At 49.2% G+C, this 17,911-nt stretch carries 7 protein-coding genes and 1 pseudogene; all 8 read left to right on the top strand.

What is annotated here, in order from left to right; all coding sequences use genetic code 11:
• The first annotated feature begins 110 nt into the window (after positions 1 to 110).
• The 8 genes and pseudogenes from uvrA to AC3WT9_RS12895 all read left to right on the top strand — a co-directional run bounded on the left by uvrA (position 111) and on the right by AC3WT9_RS12895 (position 17,867).
• Positions 111 to 2,948 carry an excinuclease ABC subunit UvrA gene (uvrA, locus tag AC3WT9_RS12930; RefSeq protein WP_341379299.1) on the top strand — a complete coding sequence of 946 codons (2,838 nt, stop codon included), beginning with the start codon at positions 111 to 113 and terminating at the stop codon, positions 2,946 to 2,948.
• Between the two features lie 25 nt (positions 2,949 to 2,973).
• Positions 2,974 to 3,309: a hypothetical protein gene (locus tag AC3WT9_RS12925; protein WP_038595233.1), complete on the top strand. Its 336-nt coding sequence runs from the start codon at positions 2,974 to 2,976 to the stop codon at positions 3,307 to 3,309.
• 809 nt (positions 3,310 to 4,118) lie between these two features.
• Positions 4,119 to 6,194, top strand: coding sequence for an alpha-glucuronidase family glycosyl hydrolase (locus AC3WT9_RS12920; protein WP_341379297.1), 2,076 nt, complete (start codon positions 4,119 to 4,121; stop codon positions 6,192 to 6,194).
• 80 nt (positions 6,195 to 6,274) lie between these two features.
• Positions 6,275 to 6,868: pseudogene (locus tag AC3WT9_RS12915) on the top strand (zinc-binding dehydrogenase); the annotation flags it as partial.
• A 48-nt stretch (positions 6,869 to 6,916) separates the two neighbouring features.
• Complete coding sequence (locus tag AC3WT9_RS12910; protein WP_341095019.1) at positions 6,917 to 7,711, top strand: Nif3-like dinuclear metal center hexameric protein; 795 nt, start codon at positions 6,917 to 6,919, stop codon at positions 7,709 to 7,711.
• Positions 7,712 to 7,746: 35 nt separating this feature from the next.
• Positions 7,747 to 11,232 carry a glycoside hydrolase family 2 TIM barrel-domain containing protein gene (locus AC3WT9_RS12905; RefSeq protein ID WP_492407627.1) on the top strand — a complete coding sequence of 1,162 codons (3,486 nt, stop codon included), beginning with the start codon at positions 7,747 to 7,749 and terminating at the stop codon, positions 11,230 to 11,232.
• A gap of 451 nt (positions 11,233 to 11,683) precedes the next feature.
• Positions 11,684 to 15,229, top strand: a complete 3,546-nt coding sequence (locus tag AC3WT9_RS12900; RefSeq protein WP_492407626.1) for an alpha-amylase family glycosyl hydrolase — start codon at positions 11,684 to 11,686, stop codon at positions 15,227 to 15,229.
• Positions 15,230 to 15,902: 673 nt separating this feature from the next.
• Entirely contained in the window at positions 15,903 to 17,867 is a 1,965-nt protein-coding gene (locus tag AC3WT9_RS12895) for a serine hydrolase domain-containing protein (protein WP_492407625.1), read from the top strand.
• The last annotated feature ends 44 nt before the right edge of the window (positions 17,868 to 17,911 follow it).

The following is a 17,911-nucleotide window of genomic DNA, read 5'->3' as shown; positions in this document are numbered from 1 at the left end:
TGGATAAAAAAATAAATTCTGATTAAATTACATTATATGGTAAAAACTCTTGACATGCATATGATAGAATTTATTTAAGAGTGTTTTTTTTGTTCGAATTAGGAGGCCTTATGCATAAATATATAAGTGTTCACGGAGCCAGGGAAAATAATCTGAAGAATGTCAGTCTTAACATCCCACGCAACCAATTCGTAGTTTTTACCGGGGTAAGCGGATCGGGCAAATCGAGTCTGGCTTTTGATACTCTGTATGCCGAAGGACAAATGCGTTATGTGGAATCGCTCTCGTCCTACGCCCGGCAATTTCTGGGGCTTAGGGGCAAGCCGGATGTCGATTCAATTGACGGACTTTCACCCGCGGTAGCCATCGAGCAAAAGACGACTTCAAACAATCCGCGTTCAACAGTGGGGACAGTTACGGAAATTTATGATTATCTGCGCTTGCTTTGGTCCAAGATCGGAATTCCCCATTGCCCCTCCTGCGGGAGAAGGGTTGAACGCCAATCTGTGGATCAGATTGTGGAACAGATCAGCAGTCTACCTACCGGAACCAAATACGAAATACTGGCTCCCGTCGTCCGTGACCAAAAAGGAGAGCATCAGCATGTATTTGAACAGGCCAAACAAAATGGATATGTCCGGGTCCGGGTGAATGGGGAGGTTCATGACTTATCCGGTGAAATACGCTTGGACAAAAATAAAAAACATCAAATCGCAATTGTGATTGATCGTCTGATAGTGAAGGACATAGATGTTCAAAGGTTGTCAGACTCTCTGGAAACGGCATTGTCGCTCTCGTGCGATCTGGTCATTATTCGTCAAACCGCCAGCGGTGAAGAGACCTTATTCTCACAAACCTATGCCTGCCCTTACTGTTCGATCTCACTGCCGGAGTTATCCCCGCGTATGTTCTCGTTCAACAATCATGAGGGTGCTTGTCCGGCCTGCTCAGGTTTGGGTTCGCATTTGAAGGTCGATCCGGGTAAGGTTATTCCTGATAAAAGCCGCTCGATCAACTCAGGCGGGATTGTGGCCAACGGCTGGAACAATGTCAAAAGTAATTCTTTTTGCAAAATGTACTATGAAGCGCTAAGTGCAAGGTATGGCTTCAATTTCGACACTCCGCTAGGAGAGCTTACGGAAGAAGCACTGGATGGGCTGCTGTATGGAACCCGTGGAGAGAAGCTTGAAGTGTACCATCCCAGTGAAGTGCTAAGAAAGTATGTGAAAGAATCCTTTGAAGGCATTATGAACAATCTGGAGCGGCGTTACCGCGAGACACAGTCTGAGGCGATGCAGAAAGAAATTGAAGAGTACATGTCCGTATTGCCCTGTCCGGATTGTCACGGTGACCGCCTGTCTCCAGTTATTCTTGCAGTCACTATTAATGGATTGAATATATCGGAATTCTGCAGGTTATCCATTGACGCGGAACTGCAATTGATTAGAAATCTGAGCTTGTCGAAGGAACATTCCAAGATTGCCGGTTCTATTCTTCAGGAGATTGATTCCAGATATCAGTTCCTGAACAACGTAGGGTTGAACTATTTAACGCTTTCCAGAGCTGCCGGAACTTTATCAGGCGGTGAAAGCCAGCGCATTCGTCTGGCGACGCAGCTCGGTTCCGGGCTGATGGGTGTACTGTATATTTTGGACGAGCCTTCGATTGGGCTGCATCAACGGGATAATGACCGCCTGCTGCTGGCTTTGAAAAAAATGCGTGATCTCGGCAACACCTTAATCGTCGTGGAACACGATGAGGATACCATACGGCAGGCGGACTGGATCGTGGACATTGGACCTTATGCCGGTACGAATGGCGGTGAAGTGGTTGTGCAGGGGGGACTTGAAGACATCCTGGCGGAGTCCCGCTCCATTACGGGCCAGTATCTTTCCCGGCAAAAGCTGATCCCCGTACCTGAAACGCGCCGTGCCGGAACTGGGCAACAGCTAACTATTACAGGGGCAGCCGCCAACAATTTGCAGGGGATTCATGTTTCGATTCCACTCGGTACATTCACTTGTGTCACAGGGGTTTCAGGCTCAGGTAAGTCTAGTCTGGTCAACGAAATCCTGTACAAAAAGCTGGCAGCATCACTCAACAGGGCTCATACCGTTCCCGGAGCCCACCTGAGCATAGAAGGAATGGAGCATCTGGACAAGATCATCAATATCGACCAACAACCGATCGGACGCACCCCGCGATCCAATCCGGCCACCTATACAGGATTGTTTGATAATATCCGCACGCTGTTCTCGCTCACCAATGAAGCGAAGATTCGAGCTTATGGCCCGGGACGGTTTTCCTTCAATATAAAAGGGGGCCGCTGTGAGGCTTGTGCGGGCGAAGGACTGATTAGGGTGGAAATGCACTTTCTCCCGGATGTCTATGTGCCCTGCAGCATTTGCAAAGGGCGAAGATACAGCCGTGAAACGCTTGAGGTCCACTATAAAGGCAAGAGTATTGCAGATGTACTGGAAATGACGGCTCAGGAAGCAGTTCAGTTTTTTGAGAATATTCCAAAAATCCGCAAAAAGATCGAAGCGCTCTGCAGCGTGGGACTCGGTTATATTAAGCTCGGGCAATCGTCCACCACATTATCCGGAGGGGAAGCGCAGCGGGTAAAGCTGGCAGCAGAGCTGCTGAAGCCGGCTACCGGGTCTACTATTTATGTCATGGATGAGCCGACGACCGGGCTGCATTTTTCAGATGTGCATCAATTGATTGATGTGCTGCATTCGTTAACCGATGCGGGCAATACCGTAGTCGTTATTGAACATAATCTGGATTTGATCAAAAATGCAGATTACATTATTGATCTGGGACCTGAAGGTGGAGCGGAGGGCGGAACGATTGTATGCACAGGCACACCGGAGCAGGTAGCTTCTGTTGAAACGAGCTATACAGGCCAATATTTGAAAAAAGAGCTGGATAAAAGTTGTGTGTAGAGTGGATGAAAGGAGCATTGCCGCAATGAACTGGGTAAATGAACAAATCTATCATACCGGGTATGGCCCTGGAATTGTCGTCAGCCATATCGACGGACGGATAAGCGTGTTATTCTCGGAAGCCATTGGTGAAAAAAGCTTTCTGTATCCGGAAGCCTTTGAGCGCTATTTGAAAACAGCCAATCCTTCTTTTCAGGAACAAGCTGCGGCAGATTTACAGCTGAAAAGGGAGCAGGTGGCGGCAGAAAAGATCCGCCAAGAGCAGCTTCGTATAGAAGAAATCCATAAGCTGGCTGAGGAAAAGCTTGCAGCAAAGAGTAAAGCCCGCAAGAAAGCAGCGCCGCGGAAGAAGAAAATTTAAGGAAGAAAAGGTAGACTGAATTTCCCGAGCTCATCCTATATTGAATATACAAAGAAATCGATCCTTTTTGAGATGGTTGGTGGAACTTCCATTTTACCAAAAAGGGCGATTTCTTTTTTTGCGTTTTTTAAAGATTGCATAAAGTACCTTTGCTTCATGAGTGGACGAAGATAAATGAGCATCAATGGAAAAGGCCTCCCACAGCTGGGCGAACAGATCGAAGACTGCGGACTGCAGCCGCATTCGCTGGGACATCGTAATATCTCCGGCAATTGACTTTGAAATCTCCACCAGCTTAGAGAGAACCGGACCTAATTTATGGGCAATGGTGCTGTCGGATTCAAAGAGAACATAATTCAGGCGGCTCAGCAGGGAAATCAGGATCTTATCATCGATATCAAAATGGATGCAGTTTGTCTATATCAGTATATCTGAGTTCTGCTTGATTTGGGTAAATAAATGCTCGATTTGACAATGTTCCCGGCTGCCGGACCCATGATAGGATGAACTAGAACAAGCAGAACAAGGGAGCTTAAGCAGAGCTTCGGAAAGGAGTCTTTATGACAAAAGCCTATGTATTCTATAATGTTCAGCACTCGCGAGTCCGGGAGATGGAGAATGTTATGAGGTGTTGCCCTTTTTCGAGCATGTGGAAGATCGCTCCGATTAAAGATGACATTGTGCCAGCCGTATTTACTGAATTGACCCTCGATAATACGAAAGGCACCTTTACAAGAAAAGGATTCGTCGTCCGGGAAGCAGTACACTAAGACAAATTACTTCAGGCCAGAACAAGGAGGAATCTGCATATGAAAACATCCAACGATAATAAACATACTCTTGCTGACAGTGGATACAATGCCTGGTTAAGTTATCCGGTGCTGCCGCAAGGGAGCGCATATAATCAATACGTGAAATGGTGCAGGGCCGTGAAGGTTGCCGAAATGAACAATACGGTTCAGGCTGCGCTTCAGGAATGGCAAAGAGGTATTGAATCAATGCTGGGCATAAAGGTATCATCCGAACCGGATGGGCTGTGTATTGCCATCGGCACCTTCCAGGGAGGAAATGAATTGATTTCCAGTGTGTTTGCTGAAGATACCCTTGCAAAGGTGGGCCCCGAAGGCTTTGCGATCCGGTCCAGTGAAGAACATGACTGCATTGCAGTAGGCGCTTCATCACCGGCTGGTGTTCTCTATGGTGTATTTCACCTGCTGCGCCTGATCGGCAGCCTGCAGAGCATTGAAGGGTTGGACGAGGTAGTCAATCCAATAAACGGGCTGCGGATGATTAACCATTGGGATAATTTTGACGGCAGTGTGGAGCGGGGATATTCGGGAAGATCGTTTTTGTATGAAAACAACCGTTTTACGGACGACCTGGAGCGTATCCGCGATTATGCGCGGTTGATGTCCTCGGCAGGTATCAACGCCATTGCGATCAATAATGTGAATGTCCATGCACTTGAAACGCTGTTTATTTCGAAGTACCTGTCCGATGTTTCAAGAATTGCGGATGTGTTCAGGCTGTATGGGATCAAGCTATTCCTGAGCGTTAATTTTGCCGGTCCGATGCATGAAGGAGAAGTAGGGACAGCCGATCCCTTGGACCCTGAAGTACGCAAGTGGTGGCAGAGTAAAACAGCCGAAATCTATACAGCCATTCCCGATTTTGGCGGATTTGTGGTCAAGGCAGATTCGGAGAACCGCCCGGGTCCGTTCACCTATGGCCGGGACCATGCCGACGGGGCCAACATGCTGGCCGAAGCGCTTGAACCGTTTGGCGGAATCGTGATCTGGCGCTGCTTTGTCTATAACTGCAAGCAGGATTGGCGGGACCGCAAGACCGACCGGGCCAGAGCAGCCTATGACCATTTCAAACCGCTCGACGGCAAATTTAACGATAACGTAATCCTGCAGATCAAGAACGGCCCGATGGATTTCCAGGTCAGAGAGCCTGTATCGCCACTGTTCGGGGCTCTGGAGCGGACCAATCAGGTGATTGAATTCCAGATTGCCCAGGAATATACCGGCCAGCAGCGCCATGTTTGTTATCTGGTCCCCCAATGGAAAGAGATCATGGAATTCAACACCTATGCCAAAGGAGAGGCTTCCCCTGTAAAGCATATCGTGGATGGATCACTATGGGGCAACCGTTACAGTGGAATTGCAGCAGTTTCCAATGTGGGCAATGACAAGAATTGGACCGGCCATCTGCTGGCACAGGCGAATCTGTACGGATACGGACGTCTGGCCTGGAATCCGGAGCTGACGGCAGAGCAAATCGCCAGTGAATGGATCTTGCTGACCTTTGGCACAGACCCGGTAGTATCAGGCGTCATTAGCCGGATTTTGCTGGAATCGTGGGAGATTTATGAATCCTACACGGCACCGCTGGGCGTAGGCTGGATGATCAATCCGGAGCATCATTATGGACCGAATGTCGACGGCTATGAGTATTCGCAGTGGGGCACCTATCATTATGCTGACCATCGGGGAATCGGCGTAGACCGGACAGTTAAGACGGGCACTGGTTACAGTGCCCAATATCTAGGCAGCAATGCTGAGCGCTATGATTCTCTGGAGGAATGTCCCGATGAATTGCTGCTGTTCTTCCACCATGTTCCGTATACCCATATACTTCATTCCGGGAAAACCGTGATCCAGCATATTTATGATGCCCACTTCGAAGGTGCGGAGCGTGCAGCAGAGCTGTTGTCGATGTGGACCAGTCTGAAGGACAAGGTTGCAGAAGGTCTTTACCTGCAGGTGGAGGACCGCCTGAAGGAGCAGGCCGGTCATGCCAAGGAATGGTGCGACCAGATCAATACGTACTTTTACCGGAAGAGCGGCATCGAAGATAACAGCAAACGGGTCATTTACTGAGGGGGAACGGACATGAGCAAGCATTCACAAGTCACAAGACAAGATAAGCTGCCCTTGACCATGAAAGCAGCATAAATTAACCCTTCTCGGTAGGCATCCACGCGGCCAAACGAAGCCGGCTGCAGGCAGGTGAGACGGTGGCGATCATGGGGATGGGGCTTGTCGGGCTGATGGCAGTTGCGGCAGCCAAATCGCATGGGGCCTCCCGGATCATTGTGACCGATCTGGAGGAGGTCAGACTGGAGGCGGCGCTGCGCCTTGGAGCGACGCATGCAATCAATATCAGGAAAGAGGACGCGGTAGAGACCATCAAGCAATTAACGGATGGAGTCGGCGTAGATGTGGCCTGGGAGACTGCCGGTAATCCGAAGGCGCTGCAGTTGGCACTATATTCCATACGGCGCGGGGGAAGGCTGGCTATCGTAGGTCTGCCTGCACAGGATGAGATACCGCTTAATGTGCCCTTTATTGCGGATAACGAAATAGACATTTACGGCATCTTCCGATTTGCCAATACGTACCCCAAAGGAATCGAATTTTTGGCTTCGGGAGACGTGGACGCAGGTGTGTTAATTACAGACTGTTACCCGCTGGCAGAAACCCGCGAAGCGCTCGAACGGGCCATTCATAACAAAAGCGGCAGCCTGAAGGTTATTGTACATCCCAATGAATAGACCTGAGTCTTGATAGAGCTTATGCTCACAAAACATTAGGAGGACATAATGATACCTACTTTCGGATGCATTATAGATAAATTAACGGCAGGAATTGCTACGCCGGACGAAACTGTAGACAAGCTGGAGCCAGGGTGCCTGGAGACGAAGGTGCAGGGAATCGTTACAGCCTTCTCCGCTTCACAGTATGTCATAGAACAGGCTATTGCCTTGGGCGCCAATTTGATCATTACGCACGAAGGCGTCTTTTTCAGCCATCAGAATCACCGGGATTGGCTCATGCATGACCCTGTATATAAGCAAAAAGCTGATCTGATCGCAGGCTCGGGACTGGGAATTTACCGGTTTCATGATTACCTGCACCGCTATACACCGGATGGGATCATGGAAGGCCTTCTCCTGGCGCTTGATTGGCAGAAATATGTTTCGTCACTTCAGCCCTCTGCATCCATTCTGACTATTCCTGCTATGAAGGTTGCGGAGGTTGCAGAATATCTGAAACGGCAGCTTCAAATTCCTTACTTGCGTGTAGCAGGCAGCCTCTCTACTTCATGCCGCAAAGTGGGAATACTGGTCGGTTACAGAGGCAACGGTGCCACGGTGATCCCTTTATTTGAACAAGAGTCCCTCGATTTAATCATAGCCGGAGAAGGTCCGGAGTGGGAGACTCCAGAGTATATAAGAGATGCAGCCCATCAAGGGCGGGGTAAAGCCTTAATTATGCTGGGCCATGCAGAGAGTGAAGCGCCCGGCATGAGTTATCTGGCAGAGCGGCTGTCATCGCAGTTTCCACAGCTTCCGGTCCACTTTGTTAAAGACCAGCCGGTGTTTCAAATCGTATAGAGATCGAATCCACAAACGGGGGGAATCTTATCCATATGAGTATCAAAAGAAAACTGAATGCTGGCTGGCATTTCAGTAAACAGCCGCTTCATTCGGAGCTGGCGAAGGTAGCCGCCGATGCGGACTGGATGCCGGTTTCGCTGCCTCATGATTGGCTGATCTACAACACTCAAGGGCTCTATGAAAACGGAGAGGGCTGGTACCGCAAAATCCTCACCCTGGACGAAGTGCCAGCCCACAGCCGCCTGTCCCTGCGTTTTGAGGGAGTGTATATGAATTCTACGCTTTATGTGAACGGACATGTGGCGGGCGAATGGAAATACGGATACTCGACCTTTGAATTCGATATTACCCCTTATCTGATTGAGGGAGACAATACGATTAATATGCGTGTCATTCATGAATCACCCAATTCCCGCTGGTACTCAGGTGCCGGGATCTACCGCTCTGTGTGGCTGAAGACTTATCCGAAGACTCATATAGCACCCGATGGCATTTATATTGCCGCCCGGCATGCGGGCGGCGAAGCCTGGACAGTCGATGTGGACTGTGAGCTGCAGGTGGAAGAAGGAGCAGAAACATCGGGCCTGAAGCTCAGCCACACCATTTTGGACGACGCCGGAACGGCAATCGCACATGGGGAATCTGCGCTTCCGGCGCAGGGCAGCCGTCTTATCGTTCATGCCCACAGCCGTCTGACCGTAGACCGGCCGGTGCTCTGGGATATCGGCAATCCCTGTCTGTATACACTCCAGACGGAGCTGCTGGATCAGGATGAAGTTGCTGAAGAAGAACGGCAAAACTTCGGATTCCGCCGGGTGGAATTGGACAGTGAGAGAGGTTTCTTCCTGAACGGAAACCACGTCAAAATTTACGGTGTGTGCCAGCACCATGACCTTGGCTGTCTGGGCGCTGCCGTCAACAAGGCTGCACTGCGGCGGCAGTTCGTCCTGCTGCAGGAAATGGGTGTGAACGCCATACGCACCGCGCATAATATGCCTGCGGTTGAATTGATGGAACTGGCGGACGAAATGGGCATGCTTATCGTCTCGGAAGCCTTCGACATGTGGGAGCGCAGCAAAACTCCCTATGATTACGCCCGTTTCTTCCCGGAGTGGTGGAAGAAGGATGTGGCCAGCTGGGTGCGGCGGGACCGCAACCATCCCAGCCTCATCATGTGGAGCATCGGCAATGAGATCTACGACACCCATGCTGATGCCCGCGGCCAGGAGGTCACAAGGCAGCTGCAGGATGAGGTGCTCGCCCACGATCCCAGGGGTAATGCCTTCGTAACGATTGGCTCCAACTACATGCCTTGGGAGAACGCGCAGAAATGCGCCGATATTGTCAAGGTGGCGGGATACAACTACGGGGAGAAATATTATGACCGCCAGCATCAGGAGCATCCCGACTGGATCATCTATGGCAGTGAGACCTGTTCAACGGTGCAAAGCCGGGGCGTTTATCATTTCCCGCTGGCCCAGCCAGTGCTGGCCGACGATGATCAGCAGTGCTCCTCCCTCGGCAACAGCTCAACCAGCTGGGGAGCCAAAAGCACGGAGGCCTGCATCACGGCCGACCGCGATGCCACCTATTCACTCGGACAGTTTCTGTGGACCGGCTTCGATTATATCGGAGAGCCGACTCCGTACTTCACCAAAAACTCCTACTTCGGACAATTGGACACGGCAGGGTTTCCGAAGGATGCTTATTACATTTACCAGGCGGAATGGACGGATTACAGAACCCATCCGATGATCCACATTTTCCCGTACTGGGACTTCTCGGAGGGGCAGCTCATTGATGTCCGGGTTTGCTCGAATGCTCCGCGGATTGAGCTGTTCTTCAATGATGTATCCCAAGGCACCTATGACATCGATCATGTCAATGGACACAAACTGCTTGGAGAATGGCAGCTGCCTTATTCTCCTGGTGTTCTTCGTGCAGTTGCCTATGATGATCTGGGCAATGTGATTGCTACGGAGCAGCAATCCTCCTTTGGCGATGCCGCCTCGCTGGTCCTGACTCCCGATAAGCAGCAAATTACGGCTGATGGTGAGGACCTGATCTTTGTTACGATTACCGCAGCTGACAAGGAAGGTCTTCCGGTGGCAAACGCCAATAACCGGGTTAGCCTTAGTATAGAAGGCCCCGGGCGTTTGGTTGGTCTGGATAATGGCGACAGCACGGACTACGATCCATACAAAGGTGTAAGCCGCAAGATGTTCAGCGGCAAGCTGCTCGCTGTGATTGCCGGCACCAGGGAGACGGGCACAATCATCCTGCGTGCTTCTTCGCCGGAAATGCCTTCCGCCGGGCTTGTGCTGCAGTCCGCAGCACCGGAGCCCGGAACTGCTGCGGAAGACGGGTTATACCTCTATGCGGACTGTCCTTTGGAGGCAAGGGAAGAACCGGGAGAAATTCAGAGCAGGGCGGCTGCGGAAATTCCTGTGCGCAAGCTGGAACTGATCTGTCCTGAGGGCAATGTCCTTACTGCGGAGCATCCCGCGCTTCCGGTTCGTGTGAAGCTCCATCCGGAGAATGCTACCTTTCAGGATGTAGAGTGGCGCATTACCAATGCCGGAGGGATAGATGCCAATATAGCGGCTATTAAGGCGGATGGTCATGCAGCGGTCATTACCGGTCTTGGAGATGGGGATGTGTACATTCGCTGCGGCACTGCCAACGGTGCTGATGGGATTCGGCTCTATTCGCATATGGAATTCAAGCTCACCGGGCTAGGCCAAGCTTATCTGGACCCCTATGAATTTATTTCCGCCGGCTATCACAGCGGGGCCAGCCTTAACCTGACCAACGGCAATGATCGCGGCGTTGCAACGGCGCGGGAAGGGGAGAGCCGGATCTGTTTCGAACGGATTGATTTCGGCGACTATGGGGCGGATGAAATCATTCTTCCTATTTTCTCCCTGGACGGCGAAGAGTTCCCGATTGAAATTTGGGAAGGCATTCCCGGAGAGCCGGGGGCCGGGCTGCTGTCTATCGTAACCTACCAGAAGCCGTCACAATGGAATGTATATCAGGAGGAAACCTACAAGCTGCCCAAACGTTTGACGGGCATCACTTCCCTCTCCTTTGTCCTGCGGCGGAAGATACATCTGAAGGGGTTCCGGTTTGTCCACAAGCACAAAGCCTATGAACGGCTCGCCGCTCTTGATAACAGCCGGATTTACGGAGATACCTTCAACGTCACGGAGACAGCTATCGAAGGCATCGGGAACAATGTTTCTCTCGTGTTTGACGGGATGGACTTTGGAGAGCAGGCATGTACACGGATTGCAATCTGCGGGCGATCTGCACTTGAGAACAATACGCTTCATCTGCTGTTCAGCGGTCCCGGGGTTGAATCCAAGCAGCTTGTGGAGTTTGCCGGTTCAGACGGCTACACAGAGCGGGAATTTATCCTTGAGCCTGTAAGCGGCAGCCGGACTGTAACCTTCTTGTTCCTGCCAGGCAGCCGGTTTGACTTCCAGTGGTTTCAGTTCCGGCCGTCTGCTGATTAGGAGGGTAATGCTAGCTCTAAAACGCAAGATACCCGCAAAGGCGGTGGTCTTGCGTTTTTTTATTTGCGCATGTGGAAAGGGGGGACTGCTGACCCAACAATTGTTGACAGTGTAGCTTAATAATCGACAATCAGGACGAATATATCGGAAAATTCTGTAGCTATAGCTACAGCTTAATAGGCAAAGAGATTCATTGACCTGGAAATGTATGGAGACTATAATCATAACAGGAAAATTCATTGGAGATATGAAACTCTGTGTAACAGCGTAGCGGATACTTCTTGAAGACTCTAATTGTAAGCGTATACACATGATGGATCTTTCCAAAAGTACACGCGGAGGAGGAGATCAATGGACCAATGTTGTCAAATTAAAAGCTATTCTTTTTTTTCTCTTTGATGCAAACGTTTGCGCGCCCTATCCCATTAAAATTAATCAGGAGGTTGTTTATTTGGCACGGAAAACAGCTCGGAAATTAGTTTCATGGTTGGTTATTTTTTCGCTTTGCTTCAGCTTATTCGGCTTATCAGGAGGGGCTTCGGCCAGCGATACCGATTATACGGTCACCTATACAAGCTCTACAGCGACAGCTGTGACATTGCACTGGACTACCAATAACTGGACGAATACTGTGGACACGGCTATGGCCAGGAATGGGACCACATTTACGGCGAACATCAATGTGCCGGAGGGTGCCACACTAATTTATTGTTATCATATTACGGCCCCGACAGATTACTGGGATAGCAATGGCGGGAAAAACTGGACGGTCACCATTCCGGTTACCGGGAAATACGAAGCAGAGAACGCAGGCATATCAGGAGGTGCAAAAGTAAATACAAACCACGCCGGATATTCCGGGACCGGGTTTGTGGATGGATACACCGCCCCCGGAGCAGTTGCAACTTTCAGCGTCCAGACTTCCAGTCAGGCCGCCTATAATACCACTCTCCGCTATGCGAATGCAACGGGCAGCGCCAAAAACCTCTCCATTTATGTCAATGGAATAAAAGTAAAACAGACAACGTTACCAAGCTTGGCCAATTGGGATACATGGGGCGACCAGACAGAAACGCTCTCCTTGCAGGCCGGAAATAATACCGTTGCTTACAAATACGACTCCACTGACACTGGAAACATTAATATCGACTATGTGACTGTCTCGCCTGGAGCTACTCCTTCGGCTACCGTAACACCGACAGCAACAGCAACACCGACAGCAACACCGACAGCTACCGTAACACCGACAGCAACTGCGACACCGACAGCAACAGCAACACCTACAGCAACTGCGACACCGACAGCAACTGCGACACCGACAGCAACACCGACGGCAACCGTAACACCGACACCCACAGCTACCGCAGCCGGGGTAACGGTTCACATTAAGAAACCTTCAAGCTGGAATTCAGCGATGCGAATCCATTATTGGAATCTGAGCCCGGCAACCGTTCCAACAAGCGGGGCATGGCCGGGAATTCTGATGAAGCCGGATGGGAACGACTGGTACAGCTATACGATTGCTGATGCTGCGGGCGCGAGTCTGATTTTTAATGACGGCAGCGGCAAACAGACGGGCGATTTGTCCCGCAGTGTGAAGGAGTCCTGGTATTACACGGATAACGTGTGGTATGAAGCCAACCCGGAAATCCCCAAAATTCCAGTGGTTTCAGTCTCTCCTGCGCCGAAAACATATGATTCTGCCCAGACAGTGAAACTTTCCAGTACCAATAGCGGCGATAAAATTTACTATACAACAGACGGCTCAACACCTACGACAGCATCGGCCTTGTATACCTCGCCAATTCAGGTGGCTTCCTCTTTGACCATCAAGGCTTTTGCTGTGAACTCATTGGGTCAAGCAGGAAATGTAGTCTCTTTCGCTTATGTGATTGACTTAAATGCCGACTTTCAAGCCCCGGCAATCACAGCGAATTTGCCTGTTGGGCATTCTGAGTCCCAGGTCACTGTATCCTTCATGATAAAAGATAACAAGGCAGCAACGTCGAGGGCATACTACACAGACGATGGTACGGAACCATCCGCAAGTTCTAAAGCCTATATTTCAGGAAATGCACTGACCGGCTTGACTGGCCCTTCCATACTTATCTCCAAAACCACTACTTTGAAGTTTCTTGTGATAGACGGCGCCGGCAATCAAACCACACAAAGCTTTGTCTACAACATCGGAAAGTCGGGGGATTTCCGGGAAGACAGCATCTATTTCGTGATCACTTCGCGGTTCTATGATGGCGATCCGAGCAACAACGTGCACGCATGGGATGATGCCAAGGCGAATAATCCGGATTCGGACCCGGCTTGGAGAGGCGATTTCAAGGGGCTGATTCAAAAGCTCGATTACATCAAAGCTCTCGGATTCAGTGCCATCTGGATTACACCTGTTGTAGAGAATGCGAGCGGTTATGATTATCATGGTTATCACCCGATCAATTTTGCCAAAGTAGACCCAAGGTATGAATCGGCAGGCGCTTCCTATCAGGAGCTGATCCATGCGGCCCATGCCAAGGGGTTGAAGGTTATTCAGGATATCGTCGTTAATCATACCGGTAACTTTGGTGAAGAAAATCTGTTTCCCATGTTCAAGAAAGATGAGACCAAGCCGGACACTGTTAACAACATGCTCAAAATAACGGATAAGCTGCCGGCAAACTATGATTCCATGACACCCGATCAGCAATATCAGGCAAGACTTGCCTTAATGAAGACAGAGGGGACGAACAATAACATTTACCATACGGAGAAAAGTCTTTCCTGGGAATCTTATACCGTACAGACAGGGCAGATTGCCGGAGACTGCGTCGACCTCAACACGGAAAATCCTGTAGTTGACCAGTATTTGATAGACTCCTATAACCAATATATTGATATGGGTGTAGATGCTTTCCGTCTCGATACAGTGAAGCATGTGAGCCGCTATATTTTTAATAAATACTTTATTCCTGCCTGGAAGACAAGAGGCGGCTCGGACTTCTTTATCTTTGGTGAAGTGGCCACCCGCTACAGAGATGTATGGAACAGCGGGATTCCGGCAATTTCGACACCATTTTATACCTGGAAATCTTCGAAATCGTATCCGGGCGATAACACAAATGACTACGCTTCCAATAAAGCGTCGGTTGAACAGGAGTGGGCAGACAACTCGACTACAGCAGGACAGCCTACCTCGAACAATGCTTTCCTGATCGGCAATACCTATCATGCGCCTGACTATTCGAAGAAATCGGGTATGGATGTAATTGATTTTCCTATGCATTGGGCCTTCAAGTCAGCACAGGAAGCATTCAGCATGAAAAGCGGCGACCAATTCTATAACGATGCAACCTGGAATGTAACCTACATCGACTCTCATGACTATGCTCCTGACCAGGCTCCGGAAAATCAGCGCTTTGCCGGTACACAGGACACTTGGGCTGAGAATCTCGCTCTGATGTTCACTTTCCGGGGAATCCCCGCCATTTTCTATGGCTCTGAAATCGAATTTAAAAAGGGGTCTGTTATCGATGTAGGTCCAAACGCACCGCTCAGCACAACAGGCCGCGCTTACTACGGCGACCACATTGAAGGCAGTGTTACGGTACAAGATTACGGCAGATATACCAATGCTACCGGCACACTTGCGGACTCGCTCAACTATCCTCTGGCCAAACATATCAGACAGCTCAATCTAATCAGAAGAGCGGTTCCTGCTTTGCAGAAAGGTCAGTATTCTACAGAGAATGTAACGGGCAACCTGGCGTTTAAGCGAAGATATACCGACAACGCCAAAGGCATTGACAGCTTTGCATTGGTTACGATTTCGGGAAATGCCACTTTTACCGGAATTCCGAACGGAGCTTACGTGGATGCGGTGACCGGAGATTCCAAAACCGTTACTAACGGCACAATTACACTGACATGCTCCGGTAAAGGAAATGCGAGAGTGTATGTGTTAAACGGCAGCGGTGGAATTGGAGTCACGGGTACCTACCTGAAGTAACCAGCAAACCATTCATCCCCCAAGAGTATGAAGCCTCGGCTCGATCCATGATCCCTCTGGAATAGACAACATAACCCGCCAGGTACTTACCAAAGTGCCCGGCGGTTTTTTTACATTCCAAATATCGCATCACGAACTCCAAAAACCTTCGGTTAATTGTTATTTTTAGCCGCTCTGTATCGTGAGGTTCCCCAATCTATAAGAAGCGCTATAAATGCCCATGAGAAAAAATGAATAGCATACAGAACATACTGCCAAAGCAGCTCGTTTTCCATAGAGTGATGCAAATCCGTCAACTGAGGTTCAAACCATAAAAGTAACGGACTGGTAAAAGCCAGTAGCAAGTTTTTATCATCATTTCCAGATAAATTAATGAAGCAACAGATCAAAGAAAGCAGCGGCAACCAGAAACTGAATTTTTTAAAGAATATAATCCATCCCCCCTCCTATACCCTAAATACTACCATAAAATGCTTTGAGCTGAGTTTTTAAGAAACAGTTAAGAATCAGATAAAGATTGTTAAGAATTGATTGCGTAAACTAAAAAGGGTATAGGATACCGATGCAGACAAAGGAGGGAGTTACCAGATGACATCATAGTTGAAACCTACGGACAAACTATTTAGACCCTTTTGCTTATGGAGTGCTAACCAATTCTATGATTAGGAGATTTATGATGAAAAAAATCCTCGGGCTGGCCCTTGCCACCTTGCTTATACTGCCCTCAACAGCACTGGCGAAAACGGATCCCGTTCAGCGCCAAGGTGTAAAATTGGACCAGGCAGATGTAAAGGAATTCACCAATCAATTTTTTAAACAAAAAGAAGTTCAAGAACTGCTTGTTGGATCTGCAGTTGTTGTGGTTAAAGATGGCAAGGTATTGCTTAACCAAGGCTACGGTTACGCTGATGTTGCCGCCAAGAAACCTTTCGATGCAGATAAGACCGTATTTCGTCTGGCTTCCGTCTCCAAGCTGCTTACCTCTGTGGGGATCATGCAGTTAGCTGAGGCGGGTAAGGTTGATTTGAATAAGGATATCCAGGGCTATTTGCCTCATCTGCAAATTCCGAATCCAACTGGGTCCCCGCTTACCCTTAAGCATTTGATGACCAATACTTCGGGTTTTGATTTAGGGGGCTCCCCTGAGCCTGGTAAAGCCTACAGCTTGGAGGACTATGTAAAAGCAACAGTGCCCACTGTTACCCATACACCTGGTGAAGCCTACAGATATAACAATTATGGATTTTCTCTGCTGGGCTACATTATCGAACAGGTAAGCGGCTCATCCTTTGAAAGTTATATGAAAAAGGGCTTGTTCGAACCCTTAGGTATGGATAATAGTAATGTGCTGTTCAACAGTGAGGTAAAGAAGGCCATTGCTACCCCCTATGATGTTACACTGAAGCCTCAAGCACAGCTCCCCAATATCCCTGACAGCGGTCCGGAAGGACTCATGTTCTCAACAGGCAGTGACATGGCGAAATTCCTTCAGGCGATGGTTAACTATGGACAACAGGGTTCTAAGCGCATCTTAACGAAAGACTCAGTCTTGGAGATGGAGAAGAACAGTGTGACTATTCATCCTGATATTCCGGGGAGCGGTTATGGCCTGGAGACTATTTATCCGTCGTCTTACAATGGATACACTGTCGTTGAGAAGGGTGGCGATTTACCCGGATTTCATAGCAATTTATGGTTGCTGCCTGAAGAGAATACGGGAATATTCGTTGTGTTTAACAGTGATAAAGGCAACCTTCGAGCCCCATTTTTTGAGCAGTTTATGAACCGCTATTTCCCTGATAAAGGGATAAGTCCTGTGATCAAAACGCCGAAGCCTACGCAAGAGCAACTGCATCCATTCGAAGGGGTGTATCAGGATTTGCGTATGCCTGGCTGGACCTACGATATTAAGGCTGGTGACGGAACTCTGCTGGTGTCTGATCCTCGGGGAGAGCATGTCTTACGCCAGTCGAAGGATCTGCTGTTCTATGATGAGGAGGGAGTGCCTGCTGGCTTCCAAGCGGATAAAGACGGGAACATGGAATACTTCTCCTACAACAAGGTGGGAAGTTGGTCTCAGAAGCTTCCTGAGCCTGCGAAATATTCTGATGTTCCAGAGGATCATCCTTACGCAAAATACATTTATAAGCTCGTTCAATTGGGTGTGATTCAGCAGGACCAGGATACATTTAAGCCTGAAGAACCCATGACAAGGGGCAAATTTATTGCCCAGTTATTCAAGTTTACAGATTTCCCGCTTTCTTCAACACCTAGCCAGTTTAGCGATACTAAGGGTCATCCGTATGAGGCCTTCATTCAGACTGCAGCTGAAGGCGGAGTTGTATCGGGATTTTCGGATGGAAGCTTCCGCCCGGATGAGCCTGTGACCCGGGAGCAGTCAGCAGCTATGATATTGAGGCTGGTGAAGTTAAGTATAATTGTTGAACCTGTAAAGGCTGAGTTAAGTGAAGATGTCAGCCCATGGGCATCTGAAGGGGTACAATTCGTAGTGGGCCTTCATCTCTATGGCCCTGATGTTACAGTAACAAATGGAACAGTACATTATCGGCCGAAGGATATGCTGTTAAATCAAGAATCGGCTGTGTTGTTGGGATTGCTTATTCAGAATCTGTTGTAATATACAAGCAGGCCGAAATACAAGTTAGACCCGCAGAGGGATGG

The sequence above is a fragment of the Paenibacillus sp. EB106-06-01-XG199 genome, from assembly GCF_058791575.1.
This window is presented reverse-complemented; position numbering and strand designations above follow the sequence as displayed.

Bases quoted from the DNA above. Each gene is read 5' to 3' on its own strand.
- uvrA (WP_341379299.1), top strand. From the start codon at position 111: ATGCATAAATATATAAGTGTTCACGGAGCCAGGGAAAATAATCTGAAG.
- AC3WT9_RS12925 (WP_038595233.1), top strand. From the start codon at position 2,974: ATGAACTGGGTAAATGAACAAATCTATCATACCGGGTATGGCCCTGGA.
- AC3WT9_RS12920 (WP_341379297.1), top strand. From the start codon at position 4,119: ATGAAAACATCCAACGATAATAAACATACTCTTGCTGACAGTGGATAC.
- AC3WT9_RS12910 (WP_341095019.1), top strand. From the start codon at position 6,917: ATGATACCTACTTTCGGATGCATTATAGATAAATTAACGGCAGGAATT.
- AC3WT9_RS12895 (WP_492407625.1), top strand. From the start codon at position 15,903: ATGATGAAAAAAATCCTCGGGCTGGCCCTTGCCACCTTGCTTATACTG.
- AC3WT9_RS12905 (WP_492407627.1), top strand. From the start codon at position 7,747: ATGAGTATCAAAAGAAAACTGAATGCTGGCTGGCATTTCAGTAAACAG.